This window comes from Corallococcus sp. M7, assembly GCF_054512695.1.
This window is the reverse complement of sequence record NZ_CM137252.1, coordinates 2,260,955-2,285,785: the sequence shown is the minus strand read 5'-3', so window position 1 is coordinate 2,285,785 and position 24,831 is coordinate 2,260,955. Positions and strand designations below refer to the sequence as shown.

Annotated in this window: 21 protein-coding genes, 1 tRNA gene and 2 pseudogenes; 10 read left to right on the top strand and 14 right to left on the bottom strand. The window is 68.9% G+C overall.

From position 1 onward, the window contains the following. The first annotated feature begins 13 nt into the window (after window positions 1–13). The 7 genes from ACX114_RS09610 (at window position 14) to ACX114_RS09580 (ending at window position 5,269) form a co-directional block, all read left to right on the top strand. Window positions 14–427: a tetratricopeptide repeat protein gene (locus tag ACX114_RS09610; protein ID WP_459300105.1), complete on the top strand. Its 414-nt coding sequence runs from the start codon at window positions 14–16 to the stop codon at window positions 425–427. A 15-nt stretch (window positions 428–442) separates the two neighbouring features. Next, window positions 443–742, top strand: a complete 300-nt coding sequence (locus ACX114_RS09605; RefSeq protein WP_459296900.1) for a hypothetical protein — start codon at window positions 443–445, stop codon at window positions 740–742. A 4-nt stretch (window positions 743–746) separates the two neighbouring features. Beyond that, window positions 747–2,096 (top strand): AgmX/PglI C-terminal domain-containing protein, encoded by a 1,350-nt coding sequence (locus ACX114_RS09600; protein WP_459296898.1) that lies wholly within the window; start codon window positions 747–749, stop codon window positions 2,094–2,096. A gap of 47 nt (window positions 2,097–2,143) precedes the next feature. Continuing rightward, window positions 2,144–2,590: a cyclic nucleotide-binding domain-containing protein gene (locus ACX114_RS09595; RefSeq protein ID WP_459296896.1), complete on the top strand. Its 447-nt coding sequence runs from the start codon at window positions 2,144–2,146 to the stop codon at window positions 2,588–2,590. Window positions 2,591–2,707: 117 nt separating this feature from the next. After that, a complete protein-coding gene (locus ACX114_RS09590; RefSeq protein ID WP_014394786.1) occupies window positions 2,708–3,271 on the top strand; it encodes a hypothetical protein in 564 nt (187 codons plus the stop codon). Between the two features lie 109 nt (window positions 3,272–3,380). Further along, the gene (locus ACX114_RS09585) at window positions 3,381–4,640 is read left to right on the top strand and encodes a hypothetical protein (RefSeq protein ID WP_459296894.1); all 1,260 of its coding nucleotides are present in this window, start codon (window positions 3,381–3,383) and stop codon (window positions 4,638–4,640) included. Window positions 4,641–4,654: 14 nt separating this feature from the next. Further along, a complete protein-coding gene (locus tag ACX114_RS09580; protein WP_459296892.1) occupies window positions 4,655–5,269 on the top strand; it encodes a polysaccharide biosynthesis/export family protein in 615 nt (204 codons plus the stop codon). Here ACX114_RS09580 and ACX114_RS09575 read toward each other — a convergent pair. The 6 genes from ACX114_RS09575 to ACX114_RS09550 form a co-directional block, all read right to left on the bottom strand. Beyond that, a complete protein-coding gene (locus tag ACX114_RS09575; protein WP_459296890.1) occupies window positions 5,266–6,090 on the bottom strand; it encodes an inositol monophosphatase family protein in 825 nt (274 codons plus the stop codon). The two genes, ACX114_RS09580 and ACX114_RS09575, sit on opposite strands and share 4 nt — an antisense overlap. 25 nt (window positions 6,091–6,115) lie before the next feature. Next, entirely contained in the window at window positions 6,116–6,700 is a 585-nt protein-coding gene (locus ACX114_RS09570; RefSeq protein WP_459296888.1) for a TlpA family protein disulfide reductase, read from the bottom strand. Window positions 6,701–6,703: 3 nt separating this feature from the next. Then, window positions 6,704–8,173, bottom strand: coding sequence for a UDP-N-acetylmuramate:L-alanyl-gamma-D-glutamyl-meso-diaminopimelate ligase (gene mpl, locus ACX114_RS09565; RefSeq protein ID WP_459296886.1), 1,470 nt, complete (start codon window positions 8,171–8,173; stop codon window positions 6,704–6,706). A gap of 12 nt (window positions 8,174–8,185) precedes the next feature. Then, window positions 8,186–9,349, bottom strand: a complete 1,164-nt coding sequence (locus ACX114_RS09560) for a serine hydrolase domain-containing protein (RefSeq protein WP_459296884.1) — start codon at window positions 9,347–9,349, stop codon at window positions 8,186–8,188. Next, window positions 9,346–10,260, bottom strand: a complete 915-nt coding sequence (locus ACX114_RS09555) for a S66 peptidase family protein (protein ID WP_459296882.1) — start codon at window positions 10,258–10,260, stop codon at window positions 9,346–9,348. Before ACX114_RS09555 ends, ACX114_RS09560 begins: the two co-directional genes overlap by 4 nt. A 216-nt stretch (window positions 10,261–10,476) precedes the next feature. Next, a complete protein-coding gene (locus tag ACX114_RS09550; protein WP_459296880.1) occupies window positions 10,477–11,670 on the bottom strand; it encodes an RsmB/NOP family class I SAM-dependent RNA methyltransferase in 1,194 nt (397 codons plus the stop codon). Between the two features lie 141 nt (window positions 11,671–11,811). Between ACX114_RS09550 and ACX114_RS09545 the strand changes: the two genes are divergently transcribed. Continuing rightward, window positions 11,812–11,884 (top strand) — tRNA-Asn (locus ACX114_RS09545). 230 nt (window positions 11,885–12,114) lie between these two features. Here ACX114_RS09545 and ACX114_RS09540 read toward each other — a convergent pair. The 3 genes and pseudogenes from ACX114_RS09540 to ACX114_RS09530 form a co-directional block, all read right to left on the bottom strand. Continuing rightward, a pseudogene (locus ACX114_RS09540) lies at window positions 12,115–12,225 on the bottom strand (IS5/IS1182 family transposase); the annotation flags it as partial. A gap of 76 nt (window positions 12,226–12,301) precedes the next feature. Next, entirely contained in the window at window positions 12,302–13,093 is a 792-nt protein-coding gene (locus ACX114_RS09535; RefSeq protein WP_459296878.1) for an SDR family oxidoreductase, read from the bottom strand. After that, window positions 13,090–13,395: a nuclear transport factor 2 family protein gene (locus tag ACX114_RS09530; RefSeq protein ID WP_459296876.1), complete on the bottom strand. Its 306-nt coding sequence runs from the start codon at window positions 13,393–13,395 to the stop codon at window positions 13,090–13,092. Before ACX114_RS09530 ends, ACX114_RS09535 begins: the two co-directional genes overlap by 4 nt. An 86-nt stretch (window positions 13,396–13,481) precedes the next feature. On the opposite strand from ACX114_RS09530, the gene ACX114_RS09525 reads away from it, so the two are divergent. Beyond that, window positions 13,482–14,384: a LysR family transcriptional regulator gene (locus ACX114_RS09525; protein WP_459296874.1), complete on the top strand. Its 903-nt coding sequence runs from the start codon at window positions 13,482–13,484 to the stop codon at window positions 14,382–14,384. Window positions 14,385–14,884: 500 nt separating this feature from the next. Here the strand turns inward: ACX114_RS09525 and ACX114_RS09520 are convergent, their stop codons facing one another. Beyond that, a complete protein-coding gene (locus tag ACX114_RS09520; protein ID WP_459296872.1) occupies window positions 14,885–15,559 on the bottom strand; it encodes a hypothetical protein in 675 nt (224 codons plus the stop codon). A gap of 708 nt (window positions 15,560–16,267) precedes the next feature. Between ACX114_RS09520 and ACX114_RS09515 the strand changes: the two genes are divergently transcribed. Beyond that, entirely contained in the window at window positions 16,268–19,183 is a 2,916-nt protein-coding gene (locus tag ACX114_RS09515) for a cell wall anchor protein (protein ID WP_459296870.1), read from the top strand. Window positions 19,184–19,453: 270 nt separating this feature from the next. Here ACX114_RS09515 and ACX114_RS09510 read toward each other — a convergent pair whose 3' ends face one another. From ACX114_RS09510 to ACX114_RS09495, 4 genes and pseudogenes are all read right to left on the bottom strand, one after another. Further along, window positions 19,454–21,373 (bottom strand): bifunctional metallophosphatase/5'-nucleotidase, encoded by a 1,920-nt coding sequence (locus tag ACX114_RS09510; RefSeq protein ID WP_459296868.1) that lies wholly within the window; start codon window positions 21,371–21,373, stop codon window positions 19,454–19,456. 82 nt (window positions 21,374–21,455) lie between these two features. Then, window positions 21,456–22,073: pseudogene (locus ACX114_RS09505) on the bottom strand (serine hydrolase domain-containing protein); the annotation flags it as partial. 134 nt (window positions 22,074–22,207) lie between these two features. Continuing rightward, complete coding sequence (locus tag ACX114_RS09500; RefSeq protein ID WP_459296866.1) at window positions 22,208–22,837, bottom strand: DUF2306 domain-containing protein; 630 nt, start codon at window positions 22,835–22,837, stop codon at window positions 22,208–22,210. Between the two features lie 312 nt (window positions 22,838–23,149). After that, window positions 23,150–24,448 carry a M12 family metallopeptidase gene (locus ACX114_RS09495; RefSeq protein WP_459296864.1) on the bottom strand — a complete coding sequence of 433 codons (1,299 nt, stop codon included), beginning with the start codon at window positions 24,446–24,448 and terminating at the stop codon, window positions 23,150–23,152. Between the last annotated feature and the right edge of the window lie 383 nt (window positions 24,449–24,831).

Sequence of the window (24,831 nt, the reverse complement as noted above, 5' to 3'; positions counted from 1 at the left end):
CGCCCACCTCAACCTGGGCAACGCGTACCGCGGCGAAGGGGACTTCCCCCGCGCGCTGGCGGAGTACGAGCGCGTGCTCCAGCTCCAGCCCGACGCGAAGGACGTGTACTTCAACCTGGGCCTGCTCCACCTGGACCTGGAGCCCGCCGGCATGGACGCCCTGGAGCGCCTCCAGAAGGCCGCGTCCTTCCTGGAGCAGTACAAGTCCAAGGGCGGCACCGACGAGCGCACCGCGCAGTACCTCAAGGACGCGCAGAAGGGCATCGACCGGGAGACCCGCCGCCGCGAGCGCGAGCGCAAGGAAGGCCTGAAGAAGGCCGCCGAAGCGGCCAAGGCCCCCGAGGCAAACCCGACCCCGGCCTCACCCCCCGGGCCCCCTGCCACGCGGCCGGGCGCCTCGGGTAAGGTGTCCAAAGACGTCCAGTAGTCACGACTTCCGCCCATGCGCCCCGCCCTCTTCCTGTTGCTCCTCGCCGTCGCCCATCCGTCCTGGGCGGAGGACCCCGCGTCCACGAAGAAGGCCGCGAACGGCGCGACGCCAGCGCCCCAGGCTTCCCAAGCTTCGGCGCCGAAGAAGCCGGCCAAGACCATCCGCCTGGAGGCCATCCAGGTCGAGGGGCGCATCCAGAAGCCGGAAGCCTTCTATTTCCTCGACCGCTCCAAGCCGAGCTTCGACGACCTGAACCGCACGGAGAGCTTCGTGCCCAAGGTGGTCCAGAGCGTGCAGCAGGACCCGTTCTAGTCACATGGCCCTTCAAACCCGCCCCAAGTTGCTGCGCGTCGGCGTCATCCAGGACGGGCGCATCGTCGAAGAGCACCACCTGCTCCACGACTCCGTCACCATTGGCGAGGACGCCCGCAACACCATCGTCATGCCTCCGTCCGAGGCGCGACCGCCGCGCTTCAAGGTGCTGGAGAACCGCGGCCAGCAGTTCCACCTCATCATCGACGAGCACATGCAGGGCCGCGTCAACCTGGGCTCGTCGGACGTGGACTTCGACGCGCTGCGCTCCCAGGGACTCGCCACGCGCCGCGCGGACGACACCTTCGACCTGCCGCTGCAGGAGAGCGCCCGCGGCAAGGTGGACCTGCCGGACGCCACGCTCTTCTTCCACTTCATCCCCGCGCCCGCGGAGGGCTCCAAGCCCACCCTGCCCCCGGAGCTGAAGGCCAGCCCGTGGCGCACGGTGGATCGCGTCTTCTTCGGCATCCTGCTGTCGATGCTGGTGCTCTACGTGCTGAGCGTCGCGCTCATCGTCGCCCAGCCCGCGCCGGTGGAGGCGGAGGTGGAGCTGGACCAGCTGGAAGACCGCTTCGTGCGCGCCATCATCCCGCCCCAGCCCGCGAAGAAGGAGGAGCCCAAGGACCCGGGCACCACGCCGCAGAAGAAGGCGGACGAGCCGAAGACCGCCCCGAAGAAGACCGAGCCCACGGAAGCGGCGCCCGCTCCCGCCAACAGCGCGGAGCGCCGGCAGTACATCGCGGAGAAGGTGGGCAACACCGGCATCCTCAAGCTGCTGGGCGGCAAGGGCCCCGGCGGCGGGGACGCCATCGCGGACGTGCTCGGGAGCTCCGGCAGCGGCGCCAACGTGGCGGATGCGCTCGCGGGCGCGACGTCGGGCGGCGCGCTCACGGCGGGCTCCGGCGGCGGCAATGGCATCGCCAACCCGCAGGGGGACACCGGCGGCAAGATGGCGGGCATCGGCGCGACGCAGACCTCCGGCGCGGGCAACGTGGACACGGGCCGCAAGCAGGTCGTCAAGGTGCCCCAGGTCGTGGACTCGGTGCCGGAAGTGGACAGCTCGGAGGTCAAGCCCAAGGACCTGGCCCGCTACATCCAGAGCCGGAAGGCCTCCATCCAGCGCTGCTACGAAAACGGCCTCAAGCGCGACCCCTCCCTCAAGGGCAGGGTGATGGTCCGCTTCAATCTCACCCCGCAGGGCCGCGCCAGCGACGTGGAGGTGGACGAGTCCACCCTGCGCTCGGACGAGGTCATCAACTGCATCAAGACCACGATGCGCGCCTGGACGTTCCCTTTCAAACCGAGTGACGACGTCCCCGTCAGCTACCCGTTCATCTTCTCGCCAGGGGAATAGGCTCGACCTCCCGGACCTTCCGGAGGCACCGGGACCGCGGGGAGCACATGGAGAAGCTGGCCGTCATCGCCACATCCCCCCTCTTCGAGATGCTGGCCCCCGCCGAGCTCGCACGCCTGGCGGAGCTGGCACGGCTGTACCGCTACGCGAACGGCGAGGTGGTGTTCGAGGAGGGCGACCTGGGTGACAGCCTCTTCGTCATCGTGCGCGGCCAGGTGGAGGTGGTGCGCCGGGGGGCTGGCAACGGGGTGAAGCCCCTCACCGTCCTGGGCCCGCCGGAGTTCTTCGGGGAGATGGGCCTCATCGACAAGGACCACCGCTCCGCCACCGTGCGCGCCCTGGGCGAGGTGGAGCTGCTCCAGCTCACCGCGCAGGATTTGCGGACCTTCCGGCTGGCGCACGCGGACGGCTTCACCTTCATCGTCGTGAACATCGCGCGCAGCCTGTCCGCCCGCCTGCGCGAGGCCAACGCCCGCCTGGCCCCCCAGGACTGACGCCCGGGCCGGAATGCCGGACTCCGGGCCGATGGGGCATTGCGTTGACACCCCTCCCCCTCACTCCTAGGCTCGACTCTCGAAGCTTGGGAAGGGCCGGAAGGACTCGTGAGGCGCATGCGCACCCTGGGAATGCTCGCCGTCGTGGGAGGACTCGTCACCTCCGGAATGGCGCTCGCGCAGTCACCCGCGTCGCCCCCCCGCCCCGCTCCGCCCGCGCTGGACAAGGCCGGTGACGTGCCGGACAGCCAGAAGCTGGAGCGCAGCACGCAGGCGCTGGGCGGCATGCGGGAATCGCTCCGCCAGGTGTTCGAGAAGGTGGAGGAGGCGCGGCGCACCAAGGACGTGGTGAAGCTCAACTGCGCCAACGAGAAGCTGACGCAGATCAAGGGCCTCCTGCGCATCTCCGAGCAGGCCGACGTGGCCCTCCAGGAGGCCGTCAGCAAGAGCGAGGCGGCGCCCGGGGAGCACGAGTTCACCAAGGTGATGATCGCCCAGCAGAAGGTGGGCCAGCTGCGCTCGGAGGCCGAGGAGTGCATCGGCCAGCTCGCCTTCCGCACCGACGAGAACCTCTTCGTGGAAGTGGAGGAGCCCGACAACCTGCCCGGGGGTGACCCCACGCGCCCCCCGCCGCCGCCGGACCTGGTCGTCCGGCCTCCTCCCGCGAGCCCCGTGGACTGAGTGGCTGCTTCCTTCCACCTCGCGCGGTCCCGGCCCTGGACCGTTTGTTCCGGTGCGGGAACCCGCGTGCTATGCCCGCCGTCTCACCGCGTGGAGCAGCTCTGACACCATGAAGCAGCCTGGGACATTCCGTCTGGCCCTCGGGGCCCTGGCGCTCGCGGCGCTGCTGCCGCTGACGGCGTCGGCGCAGGCGTTCGTGGGCGGCCGGCCTCCGGGGGGCAATGGCCTCAAGGTGGGCAACGGGCGGCTGCACCCGACGCTGGAGCTGGAGACGCGGCTGGACAGCGGCGTGGGCTACTTCCGCGAAGGGGGCACCGGTCCCCTGTCCCCGGACCTGTCCGGAGAGCTGGCGCTGCACGTGCGCCCCGGGCTGATGCTGGACGTGCCGTCCCCCAAGCTGGCCATCGCCCTGCGCGGCAACCTGGACTACGTGGCCTACACGGGCCTGATCACCTCGGGCTCCGGCGCGGCATCGCACCTGGAGGGCGCGGCGGACCTGGCGCTGCGGTTCAACCAGGAGAGCGAGCTGTCCATCGAGGTGGGCGACGAGCTGATGCGCTCGGACCGCACGCGCACGGCGGCGCTGGGCGCGGGCATCCTCAGCCTCTTCAACGAGGCGCGCGTGAGGGCGCAGTGGAAGCCCGGCGGCGGCGCGCTGGAAGTGACGCCGACGCTGGCGTACGCGATGGAGTTCTTCGAGCCCCTGGGCGGCATGACGCCCGTGGGCTGTACCGACGCCGCGTGTGATCCGCTCGCCGCCAGCCAGTTCAACTACGGCAACCTGCGCCTGGGCGCCGAGGGCCGCTGGCGCTTCCTGCCCAAGACGGCGGTGGTGGTGGACACGGGCCTCCAGTACCGGGGCTACTTCAACGACACCACCACGCCGAGCGCGGCCATCCTGCACGCCATGGCGGGCGTCTCCGGCCTGGTGTCCCCGCGCATCACCCTGACGGCGAAGGCCGGCTGGAGCCAGAACCTGGGCTCGAGCGGCGGCGGCACCGTGGTGGGCCAGTTGGAGGGCACGTACCTCCTGGGCCCGTCGCTCACCGTGAAGGGCGGCTACCTGCGCGCCTTCCAGCCGGTGGCCGCCTACGGCACCTTCCGGGACGACCGCGTCTACGCGGAAGGGCGCTCCGTCATGGGCAGCCGGCTCGCGCTGCACGCCACGGGCGCGCTGGACTTCCTCTCCTTCGCGGGCGGCCGCGGCGACACGCTGGTGACGCTGGACCTGGGGCCCGAGTATCAAATCCGCCCGTGGCTGGTGGGCGCGGTGGGCTACATGCTGGGCACCCGCTCGTCGTCACTCGGCGCCGCCGGCCTCAACTACACCCGCCACGAAGGCTACGCGCGGGTGTCCGTCTCCTACTGAGGCCCTCCGCGCCCATGCGTCCCTCGCGGCTCCGCTTCATCCTGCCGGTCCTCCTCGCGGTGTTGGCAGCGTGTCACGCGGACACGCGCCCGCCGCCCCCTCCGCCCACGCCCGCCGCGTCGATGCAGACCGCCGCGAAGTCCGGGGACAGCCTGGGCGCCGGGGACGTGGTGGAGGTGCGCGTCTTCCAGGAGCCCGAGCACTCCGGCACCTGGCGCGTGTCGCCGGAAGGCACCATCGACTATCCGCTGTGCGGCAAGGTGGCGCTGTCCGGCCTCACCGCCAGCGCCGCGGCGGACGCGCTGCGCGACTGCCTGGCGCGCTACCTGCGCCGCCCGCAGGTGTCCGTGCTGGTGCGGGAGTACAACTCGCAGAAGATCTTCGTCTTCGGTGAGGTGCAGAAGCCGGGCACCTTCCCCGTCACCGGCGAGGTCTCCATCATCCAGGCGATTACCCTGGCCGGTGGCTTCACCAAGCTGGCGGCGAAGAACAACACGCTCGTCACGCGCGTGGTGGACGGGCAGGAGCGCAAGATTCGCGTGCCCGTGGAGGACATCGGCGTGGGCCGCGAGCGCAACTTCCTGCTCCAGGCCGGCGACATCGTCTTCGTGCCGGAGAGCTTCTTCTAGTCGCGCGACGTCCAGCCGATTTCATCCAGGAAGCGCTTCGCCTGGGTCATGAGCTGGGGCGCCAGGTTCGCGCCGCTCGCCAGCACGTCGCCCTTGAGCACGTCGAAGGGCCGCCCGTCGATGTGCACGATGACGCCGCCGGCCTCCGCCACCAGCAGGCCGCCCGCGGCGATGTCCCAGGGCTTGAGGCCGAACTCGAAGTAGCCGTCGAAGCGGCCGGCCGCGACGTACGCCAGGTCCAGCGCGGCGCTGCCGGTGCGGCGCATGCCCTGCGCCAGCAGGATGAGCTGGGAGAAGAGGCCCACGGGCAGGTCCGGGCGCTCGCGCACGTCGTAGGGGAAGCCCGTGCACAGGAGCGCGCGCTCCAGCGTGGCCGTGGGGCTGGCCTTCAGGTGCACGCCGTTGAGCGTGGCGCCCTCCCCCTTCGCGGCGGAGAAGAGCTCGTCGCGCATGGGGTCGTAGACGGCGCCCGCTACGGTGCCCTCCGGGCCCTCCACCGCCACGCTGACGCAGAAGTGCGGCACCTGGTGCGAGTAGTTGGTCGTGCCGTCCAGCGGATCCACGATCCACCGGAACGTGTCCGTGCCCTGCGTGGCCCCGCTCTCCTCCGCGAGGATGGCGTGGTGCGGGTGGCGCTGGCGAAGGAAGTCCAGCAGCGCGGCCTCGGACGCGCGGTCGGCATCGGTGACCAGGTCGATGCCGCCCTTGAACTCGATGGTGCGGTGCTGCGGGAAGCGCTCCCGGAGGATGCGGCCGGCCATGCGGGCGCCCTCCTCCGCGGTGCGGCGCAGCGCGGCGGGCGTTTCCGGTTCGTGGGCCATGGATGCGTTTTCCCTCGGGTGCGCGCTAGGAGGCGGGCTCGGCGAGCAGCTGCTCGATTTCCGTCTGGAACTGCTGGAGGAACTCCTCGGCGAAGCCCTCGTGCACGTGCCGGATGACGCCCTTGCGGTCAATGAGGAAGGTGGTGGGCATCAGCCGCACCTTCAGCAGGCGCTCGGACACCAGCGCGTTGGCGTCCAGGAGGATGGGCACCTCCACCTTCGCCTCCTCCAGGAAGTGAGGAATGGCGCGCACGTCCTCGTCCACGTTGAGGGCGTAGGCCTTGAAGCCGCGCGAGCCGTACTCCTTCTGAAGCTGCGCGTACATGGGCAGCGCGTCCTTGCAGGGCTCGCACCACGTGGCCCACACGTCCAGCAGGACGACCTGCCCGCGGTCGCTCTTCAAGTCATACGGGCTGTTGTCCGGGTAGCGCTTCACCTGGAAGGCCAGCGGCTGGCCCGGGCCCTTGTTCGACGACTCCAGGGCGGAGCTGCTGGAGCGCGGACCGTCACCGGTGCGGTCCGTGAGAGGCGGCAGTGACGATGCCGACGACGAGGCACAGCCCATGGCGAACGCCAGGGCCCCCAGCGAGAGGAGGAATGGACGGCGCATGGCTCAGGTCCCCTTCCCCGCCCGGGCCTTCAGGGCGGTGAGCAGCTTCTCGATGAAGCCTCCGAAGGCGCCGTTGCTCATGACGAGCAGCACGTCGCCGGACTTCGCCTCGGAAGCGACGCGGTCCACCAGCGTCTGCACGTCGGTGGCGCCGTCCGCGGCGATGCCCTGGCCCTTGAGCGCTTCGATGAGCTTGGGGACGTTGAGCTCCTCGCCCTCGGGCACCTTGTCGTGGCGCTCGGGAACCTTGAGGCTGGCCCGCGCGGCGCCGGGGAAGGCGTGCGCGTAGTCCTCCTGGTGGATGTTGCGGCGGCTGGTGTTGGAGCGCGGCTCGAAGATGGCCCACAGGCGCCGGTCCGGGTAGCGGTGGCGGATGGCGGCGATGGTCTCGCGCACGGCGGTGGGGTGGTGCGCGAAGTCGTCCACCACGAGCACGCCCTCAATCTCCGCGCGCACCTCCTGCCGGCGCTTCACGCCCTGGAAGGTGGACAGGCCCTGCTGGATTTCAGCGAAGGTGAGGCCCAGGCCGCGCGCGGCGGCGATGACCGCGAGCGCGTTCTCCACGTTGTGCGCGCCGGACAGGGGCAGCGTCACGGTGCCCAGGTCCTGGCCCTTCTCGATGACGTTGAAGCGGGCGCCCTCGGGACCGAAGGAGAGGTTCTTCGGCGTGTAGTCCGCGTCCGCGCCCTCCTTGGCCACGTAGGTGCTGACGGGCGCGGTGCCTCCGCGCGCGATGCGCACGGCGTTGGGGTACGCGGCGCAGACGACCAACTGGCCGTCCTTGGGCACCAGTCGCACGAACTTCTCGAAGGTGGCCTCGTAGTGGGGCAGGTCGCGGAAGATGTCCGCGTGGTCGAACTCCACGCTGGTGACGATGGCGGTGCGCGGCCGGTAGTGGAGGAACTTGGAGCCCTTGTCCCAGTAGGCCGTGTCGTACTCATCGCCTTCGACGACGAAGTGCGGCCCCTTCCCCACGCGGTAGTTGCCCGCGTAGTTCTGGGTGACGCCGCCCACGAGGAAGCTCGGGTCCTTGCCCGCGGCCACCAGCACGTGGGCCATGAGCGAGGACGTCGTGGTCTTGCCGTGCGTGCCGGCCACGACGACGGAGTGCGAGCGGTCCAGGAAGAGCGTGCCCAGCGCGGCGGGGAAGCTCATCTGCTTGAGGCCGCGCTCACGCACGGCGGTGGCCTCCGGGTTCACGCGGCGGATGACGTTGCCGATGATGACCAGGTCCGGCTTCGCAGAGTCCAGGTTGGCGGGCGCGTACGGCGTGCTGACGGGGATGCCCCACGTGCGGAGCATGTCGCTCATGGGCGGATAGACGTTCTCGTCGCTGCCGGTGACGTCGTAGCCGGCGGCCTTGAGCATGCCGGCGAAGGAGCCCATGCCTGTGCCGGCCACGCCCACCAGGTGGATGCGGCGCACGGACTTCGGGTCGAGTGAGTCGAGGACGTTGCCGTTGTCGTCAGCCATGCTGCGGTTTCCTCAGGGGAGGACGTGAAGGTCGAGCGCCTCCACGACGAGCTCGTGGAAGGCGGGGCGGAAGTCGCGGATGCGCAGGTCCTGACGGCCCTGGGCCACGCGGTTGGTGATGAGCGCGACGACGAGCGACCGCCTCAGGTCCACCCAGAGGCTGGTGCCGGTGAAGCCCAGGTGGCCCACCGCGCCCGGGGGCGTGTCGCCGATGAAGCGGCCCGCGCTGGAGTGGCCCTTCGACGGAGAGTCGAAGCCCATGGAGCGGGTGCTGCCGGCCACGATCGGATCCGTGGCGAGCGCGCGGTGCCACAACGGCCCCGGAGCAATCGCGGCATGCGTGCCCGCGGCGCCCTCCAGCACGGCCTGTCCGAAGCGGGCCACGTCCACGGCGGTGCCGAAGAGGCCCGCGTGTCCGGCGACGCCGTCCAGCACCCAGGCGTTGTCGTCATCCACCTCCGCGGGGCGGGACGGCTGGGACGGCACGTCCTTCCACAGCGACTCCTGGCCGGGAGCGGGCTCGCGCGGGCGCATGGCGCCGGTGGGCGCGGTGGCGCCGTCAGCCGGGAAGTCGGTGAGGCGATGGAAGCGGGCCTTCAGGTCCAGCGGCTCCGCGACGTGGCGGTGGAAGAGCACGTCCAGCGGAGCGCCACCGGCGCGGGCGAGGATGTCCCCCAGGAGGATGAAGCCCACGTCGCTGTACACGGACTTCGTGCGCACGGGCGCGTCGAGCGGCGTGGCCGCGGCGGCATGCAGGACGTCCGCGTGGACCTGCGCGCGGACGGAGGCAGGGCAGCCGGCGTCGAGCAGCTCCGGGTGGGCCTTGAGCGCCTCCGCGAAGAACGGGACGAAGGCCGGCAGTCCGGAGCGGTGGTAGAGCAGGTCCGCGACGGTGACGCCCGCGTCGCCCGCGGGCGAACCTGGGAAGTAGCGGGACACGAGCGTGTCCGGGCCCACCTTGCCCTCGGTCCACAGGCGCAGGAAGAGCGCGGTGGTGGACATGGCCTTGGTGAGGGACGCGAGGTCGAATCTCGTATCGCCCTTCACGTTGCCGGCGACGCCGCCGAAGACCTGCATGCCCTTGTGGAGCACCACGGCCTGGGCGGCGGGGAAGATGCCCAGCTCCACGCCGTCATCGAGCACGGCCTGGAGGTTGGCGATGGGGTGCTGGCTCATCCCGGGCTCACCGCGCCTTCAAGGAACGTGAGGCGCGCGGCGTCCGCGTCCAGGCGCACGTGGGTGCCCAGGGCCACGGGGTAGTTGATGGCGCCATGGCCGATGGGGAAGCCCGCGGCGCAGGGGACCTTCGCGTCCCGGGCCAGCTCGCGGAGCACGTCCGCGCTGGAGTAGCTCGCGTCCTTCTCCTCGCAGGCGGTGAAGTCACCCAGGACGATGCCGCGCACGCGGGAGAAGACACCGGCGAGCCGCAGATGGGTCCACATGCGGTCGATGCGGTAGGGGCGCTCGGTGACGTCCTCCAGGAGGAGCACGGCGCCGTCGAGCGGCGGCATGTACGGCGTGCCCAGGAGCCGGGAGAACACGGACAGGTTGCCGCCCACGAGCACGCCCTCGGCGGTACCGGGAACATAGGTGGCGTTGCCGGTGAGGGGCGGCGGGGCCTCCGCGGATTCGAGCAGGCGGAAGAAGTAGTCGTGGACCTGGGTGGACTGGCGGCCCAGCTGCGTGAGGACGGGCGCGTGGATGGAGACGCGGCCCAGGGCCTGGAGCGCGCAGTGGATGGACGTCAGGTCGGAGAAGCCGGTGAAGGCGACGGGGCCGGCCTTGTCGATGGGCAACTCCGGCAACAGGCGCGCGCTGCCATAGCCGCCCCGAGCGCAGAAGATGGCGCGGGAGGCGCGGTCGAGGAACGCGTGCGACAGCTCCGCCTGACGGCGGGCGTCATCCCCGGCGAGGTAGCGGTGCGAGGCGCCGATATCGGGCCGGACCACCGGGGAGTAGCGCTCGGAGAGGATGCGCAGACCGGCCTCGAAGGGGGCCTGTTCGAAGGGGCCCGCGGGGGCAACGACCTGCACCGTGTCGCGGGGACGGAGCGGAAGGGGCTTGAGCCAACGCACGCAGCGCTTCATAGCACCCGGTGCGAGGGGGAAACGGTGTTTCAGGGAGCCCGGGCCCGAAGCGTTGAGTACCGCAGGACGGAGGAACGAGGCCCCATGGAGCGCTCGTCCGCCTGGCCGTCACTGGAAACCTATCCGACTGTCGGACCGGCTTTGAGCCGGCCCGCCCTCCCCCGCCGAGTTGCGGAAACCTGTCCGACTGTCGGACAGGTTTGGCGCCGACGCGCCCTACCCCGCCGTGCCGCGTTCGAGCACCGCCGCGAAGAAGCCGTCCGTGCCGTGCCGATGCGGGGTGACGAGGAGGAACCCGTCCTGGACGCACGCGTCCGGAAGCCACCCGGAGCCCGGAGTGACGGCCCGGAAGTCAGGGCGGGAGCGGAGGAAGTCCGCGACCACGTCCTGGTTCTCCGCGCGGTTGACGGTGCACGTCGCGTAGACGACCCGGCCCCCGGGGCGCACCACGTCGCCAGCCCGGGCCAGGATGTCGCGCTGGACGGCGGTGTACCGGGAGAGCGAGTCCGGCGTGAGCCGGAAGCGGAGGTCCGGCCCCCGGCGGAGCGAGCCCAGCTCGGAACAGGGCGCGTCCGCGAGGACACGGTCGGCGTTGAGGCCCAGCGACGGAGGCGTCCGGAGCACCTGGACGCGGTTGAGCCCGGCCCGGGAGGCGCGTTGCTGGAGCCGGTCCAGCCGCTCCGCATCCGGGTCGTAGGCAAGCAGCCGGCCGGAGTCCTTCATGGCCGCGCCCAACTGAAGCGTCTTGCCCCCTGCCCCGGCGCAGAGGTCCAGCACCGTCTCCCCGGGCTGGGCCTCCACGAGGAGCCCCAGGAGCTGGCTGCCCTCGTCCTGGACCTCGAACAGGCCCTCACGAAGAGAAGGAAGGGCGTAGAGGTTCGGCCGGGGCCCATCGACATGAAGGGCCAAGGGGCTCCAGGAGCCAGGGCGGGTCGAGACGCCCTCGGAGGCCAGGCGAGAGGCCAGCTCCTCACGCGAGATGCGGGCCGGATTCACTCGGAGCGAGATGGGGCCTGGGACGTTGAGGTGGGCACAGAAGTCCTCCGCCTCCGTCCCCAGCTCACGGACGAAGTGGTCCGCGAGCCAGTCCGGCAACGAGGCCCGGAGCGCCAGCGATGGGGGCGTTCCGGTCCGCAGAGGAACCGGAGCCTCCAATCCCGCCCAGGCCGCGGCATCCGAGGCGGGAACGCCCACGAGCCCATGCAGGAGCGCGAACAGAAGCTGGGAGGGCGACGGATCCGGCGAGTCCAGGAGGAACGCCAGGCGGCGGCGCCAGAGGCCCACGTTGAAGACGGCCTCCTTCAGTGCCTGGCGCCCCTCGCGGGACAGGTCGCGATGGGAGCGCAGGGTCCGGTCGAGAACGCGCTCGGCGGGGTCGCCCGAGAGGACGCGGGCAAGCGCCCCGGACACGACAGGGCTCAGTCCCTCCAGTGCGGACCAGGGCTGCGAAGTAAGCCGGGAGATCGGATCGAACAGGACAGTTGACAGGGCAGGCTCGGTTCTCTAGAAGTCGCATCCGTCACGGCAACGCACCGCCGCGACGGGACATATTCCCCGATAGCTCAGCTGGTAGAGCGGGTGACTGTTAATCACCATGTCCGTGGTTCGAGTCCACGTCGGGGAGCAAAAAAGAAGGCCCTGCCCTAAACCGGCAGGGCCTTTTTGCTTTCCACGGGCCTCGCGATGAACACCGCAGGGCATTGAAGAGCGCGCGCTGGCAGGGCGCAGCCCGTATGGCGGGGGGCCCGGCCGTCGATCCGGCTGGCCCGGCGCACGTCCCGCGTTTGGGCCACGTGCGGAGTCATCCGTCGCTCCCGTACAGCTTCCACGAAGCACTGCACGTCATACCCGGCATCCACTGCGCGCCAGCCTCGACTCCGGGTCGGTCGTTGACGCGTGCGCGGCGTTGCTTCTCTTCTCGCCGTGGAAGTCGACGGTGGGATTGCCCTTGTCGTCCGGAGGCTCCTGGCTCACCAGGTCAGGAGGAGACCCAGCTCCGGTGCGGGAGGTCGTCCCCGCACCGGAGTTTTCCAGCAGCCTGCTAGCTCACGGGCACCGTCCCGCCGTCGATCACGTACTCCGCGCCGGTGATCGCGCTCGCTCGGTCCGAGACGAGAAACCCGATCAGCTCGGCGACCTCGGCCGGACGCGCGGGGCGCCCGAGAGGAATTCCGCCGAGCGAGCGCATCACGATTTCCTTCGCTCCCGCCTCGTCGGTGCCGTTCTTCGCCGCGATCTCGCTCATGAATCCGACCGAGGCCTCGGTCTCGACCCAGCCCGGTGACACGCGATTCACGCGCACGCCCTGCGGTGCGACCTCCTTCGAGAGGGCTTTGCTGTAGTTCGAGAGTGCGGCCTTGGCCGAGGCGTACGCGGTCGTCGCTTCATGAAGCGGCATCTGCCGCTGGATCGACGTCACGTGCACGACCGCGCCGGTCCGGCGCTCGCGCATTCCGGGGACCAGTGCCCGGTCGAGACGCACCGCCGCCATCAGGTTCAGGTCGATCGTCTTCTGCCATGCGTCGTCGTCGAGGACGGAGAAGCCGCCCGCCGGCGCCGACGTTCCACCCACGACGTGGACCAGGATGTCCACTGCTCCGGCGGCCTTGACGACGCGCGCGCAGCCCTCGGCCGTGGCGACATCGGCGGCGATGAAGCCCTCGCCCGTTCCCTCCCGCGCGGTCGTCAGCACCGTCGCGCCGGCCGCGCGCAGCCATGCGACCACCGCCCGGCCGATACCCTTCGTTCCACCCGTCACGAGCGCGCGCTTCCCCTCTAGCTCTCTCATCACGTCATCTCCTTCTGCAGGGTTGAAATGGGAATCGCGACTCACGCGCCGATGCTCAAAGCCGCGATCCGATCGCCCTTCATCCGGAACGCAAACGTGAGCGTGATGGGACTGCCGGGAAACTGGCCCGTCACTCTCGCGCGAACCTCGCAGGCATCGCCCTTCGCGTTCACCTCGATTGGCTGCGCGACGGCCTGATACTTCTCCTGGGAGTCGCGCCACCATTCGTCGATGGCCGCATGCCCGACATGCCGATGTCCCTCATCCTCGACAACGGCATCGGGCGCGAAGGCGTGGAGCGGCGTGGCACTGTCCGCGTCGAAATAGGCTCGAATCGATGGGTGCATTGTCATGACCCAAGAGGTAAGCCCGCGCGATTGCCCGCTCAATAGGGACAAAATAGGATGTGGCATCCCGATTTAGAGGACTATCGATGTATCAACCCGGACTGAATGATCTCGATGCCGTCCTCGCCGTCGCTCGCAGGAGCTCGTTTCGCGGCGCTGCCCTCGATCTCGGGATGTCGACCACGGCGATGAGCAGCGCGGTCGCGAAGCTCGAAGCACATCTTGGCGTACGCCTCTTCAACCGCACGACGCGCAGCGTCTCGCTGACCGACGCCGGCAGAGCGTTCGTCGAACAGGTGGCTCCAGGACTCGAGGACATCCGCGGCGCGATGGACGCGGCTCGCTCCCAGCAGGCAAAGCCGTCCGGCATGCTGCGCATCAACACATTCGCGACAGCGGCGCGCGAGATCCTCGCGCCACTGGTGCTGGAGTACCTCCGCCGCCATCCGGACGTGCATGTCGACGTCGTGACCGAAGGCCGGCTGGTCGACGTCGTCGCCGAGGGGTTCGACTTCGGCGTGCGGATGGCGAACCTCGTGCCCAGCGACATGATTGCCATTCCGCTGGGAGAGCCCCAACGCCATGCCATCGTCGCTTCGCCGGCGTACCTGAAGAAGCACGGTCGGCCGCGCGTCCCATCGGACCTTTTCCGTCATCGATGTATCCGGGTGCGCTTGCCGAATGGCAGCCTCTTCCGGTGGGAGTTCCGTAAGCGGGGGCAGACGGCCCTGATTGATGTGACGGGTCCCATCACACTGGACGAGGCCAGCCTCTCGCGGATCGCAGTCCTGGAGGGCATCGGACTCGGCTTCTTCATGGAGCCGGACGTGCGAGACGACATTGAAGCGGGACGTCTCGTTCGCGTGCTCGAGGACTGGACACCGGAGCTCGCTCGGCTCTGCCTCTACTACCCTGGCCGGCGCAATTCCTCGGCCGCTCACACGGCGTTCGTCGCACTGGCCCGCGAAGTCGCGGCAGCTCGCGAATGAGGCTCGCAGAATGAAAAGTCATGAGCATTCTGCGGGAAGACCGAAGATGCATAAAAAGGTGAGAAGGCCCATCGCGTGGGGCTCTACGAAGAGCGCTCTCAGCGCACAGCAGCCCGAGCCATCCAGACAGTGCATTTTGGCCTTCTTGGACTGTTTCTCGTATTCGCCGCGTTTCACCCTTCGCTATAGACCACGGCATTCATTGCCGGCTTTGTCAGCGTCATCTCCTTTCTCCGGCTGGCCTGGTCCGTGGGTGGCTACAACACCCAGCTCGCGCGTGTCTTCATGGCGGACATCGCTGCCCTGATCTTCCTGCTGGTGGGCGTTGCCGCCCATGTCGCTGAGCAATTTCGTGGCTGACCTGTAGACCCATCAGGGCTCGGGCGCCGCGCCAGGTTTGAGTCGAGCCTTTCGGTCCAGCAATGGCACTGACGAGCACCGTGGGCGCGCGGCCGTCGAAGCGTGGGACCCTGCCGCAAACTCCAGACCCGGAGGTCCTCCTACGACGACGCGTCCTCCGAGCCGAAGTCGCGGGCCCAGTGCGCCCTCAGGATTCGCGCGAAGCTCTCACGCTGCCTCGCGCCGGAACGACGCAGCGAGTCTTGCGCGGAGATCCAGAACGGGTTGAACCGCTTCGGGTCCTCGAGCAGCACCTCGGCGAACGCCTCGAGGAAGTGCCGGACACGCTCCGGCTCCCGTCGCGCGGAGGGCGGCACGAGATCCCATTCCTGCTCCACCACGTTGGAGATGAATCCGTCCTCGAAGGTGACCACGCGGAAGAGGATGGAGAGCGATTCGTCGGGCTCCTGCTGGGTGGTCACCCATTCGAGGCGCACGGAGTCGGTCTCGCGCACCGCCTCGAGCGGCGGCAGGCCCTCGAGACAGTCCTTCAGCGCCCGAGCCGAGAGCGCCTCTCCGGGAAGGAACGGCTCCGTGACAGTCTCCTCGGGATGGAGGTCGAGCGCCGGCAGGTCGGGCGAGCCCGTGGAGGAGAAGCTCACCGAGCTGAGCCGTCTGCCTTCGCCTCCGACGTGGGTGGCGAACATGTCGAGCCGACGTGCCTCCACATCGAAGACATAGACATAGGCCACGGCACCGGTCTCCTCCGGTCCGACGCGCAGTCCCGGCTCCTCCTCCGAGAAGCGTTGGCCCTCCGGCTTCGCGGCGTCCGGCATGCAGAGCGACCAGCCCCAGGGGGCCTCATCGATGAGCTGGCGCCCCCCGCGCCAGGCCCCCGGAGGAAGAGCCTCCTCCGGGAAGCGTCGCGCTTACCAACGTGGGCAGCGCAGAGCCAATCTCGAAATTGAGCGAGACAACCCGCTGAAGTCTGATGGGTTTCCGCAGCGGCTCGATACCTGGCGGCAGGTGTGAGCGAACTCGACGAGCGAGTCTGGGACGAGCATGGCGTGAAGCGGATTGCCCCACACCGCAGGGACCGCAAGCGCAAGGCCCCCCCAATCGACTCCCTCTGGGTCGGACGCCCGAAGAGCAGGGCCTCCAATGGCTTCGTGCCCCACGAGCGCGACGAAGCCCACAGTCCCAGGCACGCTCCAGATCACAGGATGTCAGCACCGTTCTGCTGACGTCACGAGCCGGTCACAGCCACGGTCACGAGGCTTGCCTGGAGGCCCACCCTCGGGGTGCCGACCGCCCTTCGGCCCTTGCACCGTGCGCAGATGTCCTTGGGCTTCGCGCTCTCCAAGGACTCCGCGTGACCGCATGGACAGGACTGCCACCTTCTTTTGATGACACCCGACGTTCCCAACCATTTCACGGCAGCTTTCCCGTGTCATGACAGTCGATTGCGCTTCGCACTTCGGGGTCCTTCACATGGCCGAATCCCGGACCTCCAGTCCGGTGAGTCGACACCCGATCGAAACCCCATGACCCCATTCCGAAGTCTGTGGCTCGCGGCCGCCCTGCTGATGGCCGCCTGTGGAACGACTGAACTCGCGCAGCCCGACAACGTACAGGATGCGACGACGGCCCAGGGCCTCTCCACGCTCTCCGTGCGAGGAAACACCAGCGCGAGCGGCCTGGCCACCACCACCCTCTCCATCCCCACCCCCGTCGGTACGGCCGCCGGAGATGTGCTGGTGATGCAGCTGAGCAATCGCGAGGCTGTCACCGCCGTCGCCACCCCACCCGCTGGCTGGACGCTGCTGCGCTCCGAGCAGAGCGCCTCGGCCATCAAGTCCTGGCTCTTCCTCCGCGTGGCCAGCGCGGCCGAGCCGAGCAGTCACACCTTCACCCTCGACCTCGCCAGCTCCATGGCGGCCACCCTGGTCGCGGTGTCGGGCGCGGATCCGCTCCAGCCGATCGACGTGCACGTGGGCCAGAAGAATGGCAACAGCGCGAGCCTCGCGCTGCCCGTCGCCACCACGTCGTCCGCGAACGGCCTCGCAGTGTGGTTCTCGGCCCAGGTCTGGGGAGGCGCCGCGTGCCCCGCGGTCCACACCCCTCCGACGGGCTTCACCGAGCAGCTCGACACCTGCCTCGTCTCGCCGTCGCTCGGCGTGCTGCACAGCGCCGCCACCTCGGAGCTCGGGGCCGCGGGTGCCCAGCCCGCCTTCACCGGCAGCTCCACGCTCCCCAACACCAACATCACGCACGCGGTGGTGCTGCGTCCCCTCCAGCCGCCGGCCACCGGGGAGATCACCCTCGTCGGCACCACGCACGCGAGCGGCAAGACGGTCACCAGCCTGACCCTCTCGACCCCTACGGGCGTCGCCGCCGGTAACGTGCTGCTGGCGCACCTTGCGAACCGGAACCAGATCGACGCCGAGCTCACCCCGCCCGCGGGTTGGACGCTGGTGCGCACCGACATGAGCACCTGGAGCATCCGCGGCTGGGTCTTCGTCCGCGTCGCCACCGCCAGCGAGCCCGCGAGCCACACGTTCCAGAGCTCCATCGCGAGCTACCTCGTCGGCAACCTCGTGGCGTATGCCGGCGTCAATCCGGCCAACCCGATCGACACGCACGCTGGCAAGAGCAACAGCGGCTCGACGGCCTTCACGACGCCGCAGCTGAGCACCTCGACCGCGGGCGGGGCTGCCGTCTGGTTCGGCGCGCAGGCGTGGACCGGCGCCGCGTGTCCGACGCCGGCGATCGAGCCCCCCGTGGGCTTCGCCGAGACCTACGACACCTGCCTGGTGTCCTCGTCCCAGGGCCTCGTCTTCAACGCCGCCTTCATGCCCCTCGCCGGTGCCGGCCTCCAGGGACCGTTCAACGGGAGCTCGACGTTCGCCGAGACCAACGTCGCGCAGGTCGTCGCCCTTCGCCGCGCCGAGGTCGCACCGTCCTCGGGGGTCGCGTTGCGTGGGAGCTCGCGCCACAGCGGCCTGTCGGTCGCTTCGCTGTCGATCCCCAAGCCGTCGGGGACCCAGGCCAACGACGCGCTCATCGCGCGGGTGATCGTGCGCAACAACATCTCCGCGACCGTCACGCCGCCCGCCGGCTGGACGTTCCTGCGCTCGGAGCAGAGCGCCTGGGCCATCCGCACCTGGATCTTCTACCGCGTCGCGGGCGCCTCCGAGCCCGCGAGCTACGCGTTCGGACTGGACGCGACCACCCACATGGCGGGGAGCGTGGAGGCCTTCAGCGGCGTCGATCCGATCCAGCCAATCGACGTGCACGCAGGCCAGAAGAACGGCGACTCCGCGTCGTTCACCGTGCCCGACGTGGTGACCGGCAGCGCGGGTGGCCTCGCCGTCTGGTACGGCTCCCAGGTCTGGCCGGACGCCACCTGCCCTGCCACCGGCATCGAGCCGCCGCTCGGCTTCACCGAGGCCTTCGACGCGTGCCTGGGTCACACCAATGGACTGCTCTTCAATGCGGCCTACCGGTCGCTCACCGCGCCGGGCCTCCAGACGGGCCTCTCCGGCAGCTCCGCGTTCGTGCAGACCAACACCGCGCACGTGATCGTCCTGCGCGCCGCCAACGCCCCCAGTTGCATGGTCGGCGACACGTACGCGAGCACCTTCACGCTCCAGGGCACCGTGACCGCGCCGCAAATCGTGGAGCCCTCGGGCCTGGCCGCGAGCCGCGTGGTCGGCAACGCGCTCTACGTGCACAACGAGGACACCACCGCGATCGTCGCGATCAACACCCTCAACGCGAGCACGATCGGCACGTTCAACGTGACCAACGTGACGCCGGCCGACTGGGAGGACCTCGCAACCGGGCCCTGCCCGAGCGGCTCGTGCATCTTCATCGGTGACATCGGGAAGTGGAGCGCCAACTTCCCTCCGGGTGGCAGCCCCACGTCGTTCACGATCTACCGCGTGCCCGAGCCGGATCTCGCCAACGGCCAGACCTCGGGGGGGCTCGTCGCCGAGGCCTTCCCGTTCGTCTATCCGGACGGCGCGAAGGACGCGGAGTCGCTGATGGTGCACCCTATCACCGGGGACATCTACGTCGTCACCAAGAACGGGGACACGGGGCAGAGCGGCGTGTACAAGTTCCCCCAGCCGCTGACGCCGGGCGTGCAGGCCACGCTGATCCACGTCCACACGATCCAGCTGCCGCTGAACGGAGACGCCAACTTCTCGGCCGCGACCGCGGCGGCGATCCACCCATGCGCAAATCGCTTCCTCCTTCGCACCTACCGCACTGTCTACGAGTTCCGTGCGACGCCGGGACTCGGCTTCGAGTCGGCCGTCTTCGCGACGCCCGTCACGCTGACCGACACCACCGAGGGCCAGGGTGAGGCGATCGAGTACGAGGCCAACGGCGCGAGCTACTTCACGATGAGCGAGAGCCCCTCGCCCTTCAGGCTCAAGCGCGTGCCCCTGCGGTAGGACCGCGTCGACACGCCGAGGAGCAAGGCCGGTCGTGGGGCACGTCCCCATGGCCGGTGTGCCCACCCAAAAACCGGTCGCTGCGTCATGCGGACATCAAGATCGGCCCCCGATTGATGGGCGCCAGCCGTCCCCTCCTTGAAACCACTGAACGTTATTCGCCTTTCCACCGCTCAAAGAGTTTGAGCACTCTGAGAGAAAAGCCGAGAACGGGTTCGCGCAGGGCTTCATTCGGGGAGCAAAAAAGAAGGCCCTGCCCCATCCGGGCGCTCAGGGCAGCAGGGTGATGCGATTGAGCGCGGGGGTGGGCAAGGGGCTCGCCTGGCTGCTGTGTGCCTTCAGGTATGCCTCCAGCGCGTCGCTGTCCACGGCGCCACCCAGCCGGTTCGTCCCCTCGGCGAACACCTGGAAGCCATCACCCCCACTCGCGAGGTAGTTGTTCGCGGTGACGCGGTAGTTCGCCGCCGGATCCACCGTCACGCCGTTGAGCCGGATGGACGCCGGGTCGACGCGGCTTCCGACGGGCGCCGACGCGCTGAACGCATAGGTGAAGCCCGCCGACGGAAGCAGCTTGAGGGTGGCTCCCGACGGCCGCCACTGCCACTCCAGCAGTTGCTCGATTTGCGCGCCCGTCAGCGTCAGGGTGACCAGGCTGTTGCCGAACGGCTGCGTGGTGAAGGCCTCGCCGTAGGTGACCTCGCCCTGGGCGATGTCCGCGCGCATGCCGCCCGGGTTCATGAAGGCCACCTGCGCCCCACCCAGGTTCGCGGGCTTCGTCGCCTCCAGATGCGAGTCCGCGATGACGAAGCCCAGGGTGGACTGGCCCACGGAGTCCGACTGTGTCCTGAGCGTCTGCGACACCCAGCCGATGACCCGGTTGGCCCTCGGCGTGACGAGTTCCTGGTACTTCGTCACCAGCTCCTTCACCGCGCCGACCTCCTGCACGTCGCGAGTGACGATGACGTTGTTCGCTCGCGCCTCCACGACGTCGCCCGTCGCCTTGCTCAACGTCAGGTCGATGTCCGTGACGAGCTGCCCCATCGACGAGGCGCTCGTGACGACCTTGCCATCGATGACGCAGTTGTAGGCCTGATGCGTGTGGCCGCTGACGATGACATCCACCGCGTCGTTGAGGCCCTTGGCCACGCCCACGATGGCACCTGAGATGAGGCCGTCCGCGCCCGCGCCCTTGCAGTCGTTCACCAGCGAGCCCGCGGTCGGAATTCCACCCTGGTGCACCACCACGATGATGGCTTCGATGCCCTGCCGCCGCAGCTCCGGCACCAGCGCGTTCACCGTCTGCACTTCGTCCTTGAAGGTGAGCCCCGCCACGCCCGTGGGGATGACGCTTTCCGGCGTGGCCTCCAACGTCATGCCGATGAAGGCCACCTTCACGCCCTCGAACTCGCGCACGTCGTAGCGGGGGAACAGCGTGCGGTCCACGCCCGTGGCCACGTTGGCCGCCAGGAACTTGAACGTCGCGCCCGGGAAGCCATCCCCGTCCAGGCAGCCATCCACCGGGTGGCAGCCGCCCGACTGCATGCGCAACAGCTCCGTGCTGCCCTCGTCGAACTCGTGGTTGCCCACCGCGACCAGGTCCAGGCCAATCAGGTTCATCGCCTCGACGGTGGGCTCGTCGTGGAAGAGCCCCGACAGCAGCGGGGAGGCGCCGATGAGGTCTCCCGCCGCGACCACCACCGTGTTCGGATTGGCGGCCCGCAGGGCCGCGATGTGCCGGGCGAAGTACGTCACGCCGCCCGCCTTCACCCGCACCGCTCCACCGTCGGGCGCCACGCCCGTCAGAATCTGGCCCGCGGGCTCCTCGAGCTGCCCGTGGAAGTCATTGAACGCGAGCACCTGCACGCTCACCGTGGTGGGACCCGAGTCGGGAGTCCCCGCGTCGGATCTCCCCGCGTCGGGCGTCCCCGCGTCGGGCGTCCCCGCGTCCGTGCCGGAATCCGGGGGCGGCACCTGGACGGAATGCTGCCCACAGCGCTTGTCCTCGCAGACCCACTCCGTGTTCGAAGCCGGCGGTCCCTTGTCTTCACGGCAGTCGGCGGCGTCCTGGCACTCGTCACCTCCGCAGCCGCCCTGGGCGAAGAGGAACATGCCGGTGACGAACGCTCCGGCGAGCAGGAAGACGCTGGGACGCGCTCCCAGAAGTGACGAGCGCGGTGTGGCTTGTGGCATCGACGGAACTCCAACGAACAGGGAGGGGGAACCTACTCTGGTTCGTGGACGATGGCGCGGCTTCATCCTGTTGTTCGCCGTGCTAGCGACCCTGCATGGATTCGACCCTGTCGAAGAGGGGCGCCAGCGCGCGTTCCATGGCGTTGGCGGTCGCATCGCCGCTCTGGTGGGTGATGATGAACACCCCCAACTGATACTTCGGCACGAGGTAGAGATAGCATTGCGCGCGAGGCACGCCGCCGTGATGCACGCAGTGGATGCCCAACTGGCTGCTCTGGCCGATGTTCCAGAAATAGCCAATGCTGAAGTCCTCCGCGAAGCGCACCAGCGGCTTGTGTGACTCTGTCACCGCGGGATGGTTGCTCAACTGCAAGCGCAAGTACTTCACCATCTCCGGCATCGTCGCCTTCAAGGCTCCCGCCGCGCCCCAGGGCAGGAGTGGCATCGGCGTGGTGCCGACCGGGTTGTCGCTGTGGTAGCCAGGAGCCAGGCGGTGGGCGTCCTGGGCACGCAGGCGCAGCCGCGTGTCGTGCATACCGGCTTCCCGCGCCAGGAACTCCGCGAGCAACGACTCGTAGGGAGCCCCGTGGATCTTCTCCAGGGTGTGCGCGACCAACTCGGTGCCGGCGCTCGAGTAAGCATGGTCCTTGCCGAGCGGGCCCTGGATGCTGACGGTGTGCAGGTCCTGCCAGAACCGCGGCTGCCCGTAGTCCGCATAGGCGGCATTGAGCTTTCAGCGACTCCATGCCAGACATGCGCAAGCGGAGCCGCCATACGGCGTCAACCGAAGGGCCCTCATTCCATGACAATACCATCCATGACAACGGGGGCTCGTCACGAAAGCGCGAGTTCGCGCTCCTGGAGCCGTCTGCGCAAGAGGAGGTATGCCACGCCAAGGTTGGGGAGCCAGCAGAGCCAGGCGACAATTCTGTAGGCCGTGATGAAGTCACCCAGAGCGTAGCTCAGGACGGGCATCCAGAGTCTCAGCGTGACTGCCGCGAAGCAGGCGGCATAACTGTAGGTCATCATGAGCCGGTGTTCTTCGATTCGCCGGCTCTTGATGAACCGATAGGCGGAGACCGTGGTGTAGAGCCAGACGATGCCCAGGCTGACGAAGCCCGCCGCGGCGATGACGCCCCCCGTGGCGAAGAAGCCGACGTAGACGCCGGCGAGCCCGCTCAGCAGGACCGCCCCGACGTAGACCTTTCCGAGCAGACGGTGTGCCCCCGGGCGTTGGAGTCGCAGTCTCGCGACGAACTGGGTCCAGCCGATGGCCAGCGCGAGTCCTCCCAGGGCGATGTGCGTATAGAAAGCCGCGTTCCAGACGGGGTCGGTCAGGAGCTCGCTGCTCTTCAAAGCACGAAGTCCGAAGTTCGAGGCCGCGAGGAAGTAGCTGCCGGGATAGAGGCCCACAGCAAGACAGAGAGCGGAGAAGAGGATCCAGCACGCCTTGCTTGCCATCATGGAGACTCGTGGTTCGGGGCGGAGAGGCACATGGAGTAAGGGGGAACACCCGAAGCCGCGTGCGATGTTACTCGGAATTGAACGCCGAAGCGCTGCGCGTGAAACATCTGTCCAGCCTATACGGAGGCGGGCACCGACTGAAGCATCCAGAAAAGCCGTCCACTAGACGGCCTGCCCAGAGCCACCGGCACGATTTGGGATGGCATCACGTGCTCTACAAGGACCTGGGCGTGGCCACGGTACTTCCCGCGACCACGCCCTCCCAGACGCGTGCCTGCTTTCGCCCGGAGCTGCTCTGCCCTACCCCATCCCTCAGTAGAAGTTGATGGTGAACTGCTCCCATTGCCCCACGGCGGCGCCGGCGGCATACACAGCGCCGTCGCCACCGTTATCGGCATACAGATAGCGGGGGTTGAGGAGATCGTTCGTCGCCAGGGCCACGGTGTCTCCATTGCCGATGGTGAGCAGGCCCGTGCCGGAGATCTTCATGATGCGGAAGGTTTCATAATTGCCAGGCGCCGTGGAGGTGGCGGTCACCCCCGAACCGCCACCGTTCACGGCCATGACATAGTTGCCTGAGGCCGTCTGCAGGTGGATGAGGTCGCCGGTCTGAAGCTCGAAGCCGTTGCGGTCCACCAGTTGGAACTTCTCCCAGGGCCCCACGGCGGCACGATTCGCGTTCACCGCGCCGCCGCCGCCGCCCTCGGCCACCACGTAGTGGCCGCGCAAGGCACGCAGGGAGACGGTTCTCGAGTAGAGACGCGCCACGGTTGCCGCGTCCGTGATGCTCAGCGAATCGCGCTGCCCGATGGCCTGCCCCCCCAGTGGCTCGATGGTGGGCAGCCCATTCCGCGAGAACGCCGTCCTCGGGTAGTGCATGATGGAGCCGTAGTCATAGGCGAGGATGTCGTCACCGTCGGCGATCTGCTGGCTGAAGTTGTGCTCATAGCCCGGAGTGATGTTCTCGGGCCGGATGAGCACGTAGTTGTTGCGGTCCTCGCGCGACTGTTCGTGCCACAGGCCCAGGGCGTGTCCGATTTCATGGATGACGTTGCCCGTGCTGCAGCCCCCCTCCAGCCACACCCCTTGCCTGCCACCAATCCGTCCCACGTTGGCACTGCACCCGGTGCCCGTCTGGAACTGGATGTAGTTCGGGTACAGCGCCGCGTTGAGCACGGTGCGTTGCACGAAGCGCAGGTGCGTACGCTGCTGCCAGTGATTGATGGCGTCCGTGATGCGCACCTGGTTTGGCACAGCCGCGTCGATGGCGTAGGGCACCTCGGAGTTGGGCCAGCGGAAGACTGCTCCGGTGATGGCCACGCCCTGGGCATGGACCCCCGGGGCGTCGAGACCTCCCCGGGCCTTCACCTCGCGCACGCGCGCCTCCATCTCCTCCACCGTGCCGAGCACCATGTCTCCCTCGAGGATGGCCAGGCCATCCACCTCGGCGTACCTCACTGGCACCAGCTTCCCTCTCGCGGCGTTCCAGGCGTAGCCCTCGCGGACCGGGGCGCCCGCCGGCACTCGGGCCATCTCCGGGTCCAGGGCGGGACGCGACTCCGGGCCCTCACCGCAGGCGGTGAGCAGCAGGCTGGGGATGAACAGTGCCACCAGAGCAGACTTCAATGTGCTTCGAAGCATGGTGCCTCCTTTCCGGAAGGCATTCCGGGGAGCGGGGAGACCATCACAGCCCTCTGACGTTTGTCGTTCGGACTTGAGGGCCATCATCCATTCGTGACATGCCCCGGAGCCTCCGCCGGATGGAAGAAATGCATTGCGCCTGGATTCATGAGCGCCAAGGCGAACCGGCACATGCGGCTTCCCCGTATCCACCATGGCGCTGAACTCGGGCTCCAGGTGCAAGGGATCCAGCAGCATGGGTCGGCTCGCGAAGACGCTCAAATGCATGCCATGGATTCCGTGTCGATGGTCCCCGGGTGCTTGCTGGCGGGGCGCCAGAGGACGCTGGCCATTCGCATGTTGCGCGCCGAGCA

Coding starts and splice junctions, on each gene's coding strand:
- ACX114_RS09575 (WP_459296890.1), bottom strand. CDS start 6,090: ATGGCCCACGAACCGGAAACGCCCGCCGCGCTGCGCCGCACCGCGGAG.
- ACX114_RS09585 (WP_459296894.1), top strand. CDS start 3,381: ATGAAGCAGCCTGGGACATTCCGTCTGGCCCTCGGGGCCCTGGCGCTC.
- ACX114_RS09605 (WP_459296900.1), top strand. CDS start 443: ATGCGCCCCGCCCTCTTCCTGTTGCTCCTCGCCGTCGCCCATCCGTCC.
- ACX114_RS09590 (WP_014394786.1), top strand. CDS start 2,708: ATGCGCACCCTGGGAATGCTCGCCGTCGTGGGAGGACTCGTCACCTCC.
- ACX114_RS09555 (WP_459296882.1), bottom strand. CDS start 10,260: ATGAAGCGCTGCGTGCGTTGGCTCAAGCCCCTTCCGCTCCGTCCCCGC.
- mpl (WP_459296886.1), bottom strand. CDS start 8,173: ATGGCTGACGACAACGGCAACGTCCTCGACTCACTCGACCCGAAGTCC.
- ACX114_RS09600 (WP_459296898.1), top strand. CDS start 747: ATGGCCCTTCAAACCCGCCCCAAGTTGCTGCGCGTCGGCGTCATCCAG.
- ACX114_RS09530 (WP_459296876.1), bottom strand. CDS start 13,395: ATGCACCCATCGATTCGAGCCTATTTCGACGCGGACAGTGCCACGCCG.
- ACX114_RS09510 (WP_459296868.1), bottom strand. CDS start 21,373: ATGCCACAAGCCACACCGCGCTCGTCACTTCTGGGAGCGCGTCCCAGC.
- ACX114_RS09525 (WP_459296874.1), top strand. CDS start 13,482: ATGTATCAACCCGGACTGAATGATCTCGATGCCGTCCTCGCCGTCGCT.
- ACX114_RS09515 (WP_459296870.1), top strand. CDS start 16,268: ATGACCCCATTCCGAAGTCTGTGGCTCGCGGCCGCCCTGCTGATGGCC.
- ACX114_RS09595 (WP_459296896.1), top strand. CDS start 2,144: ATGGAGAAGCTGGCCGTCATCGCCACATCCCCCCTCTTCGAGATGCTG.
- ACX114_RS09520 (WP_459296872.1), bottom strand. CDS start 15,559: ATGCCGGACGCCGCGAAGCCGGAGGGCCAACGCTTCTCGGAGGAGGAG.
- ACX114_RS09500 (WP_459296866.1), bottom strand. CDS start 22,837: ATGATGGCAAGCAAGGCGTGCTGGATCCTCTTCTCCGCTCTCTGTCTT.
- ACX114_RS09580 (WP_459296892.1), top strand. CDS start 4,655: ATGCGTCCCTCGCGGCTCCGCTTCATCCTGCCGGTCCTCCTCGCGGTG.
- ACX114_RS09570 (WP_459296888.1), bottom strand. CDS start 6,700: ATGCGCCGTCCATTCCTCCTCTCGCTGGGGGCCCTGGCGTTCGCCATG.
- ACX114_RS09560 (WP_459296884.1), bottom strand. CDS start 9,349: ATGAGCCAGCACCCCATCGCCAACCTCCAGGCCGTGCTCGATGACGGC.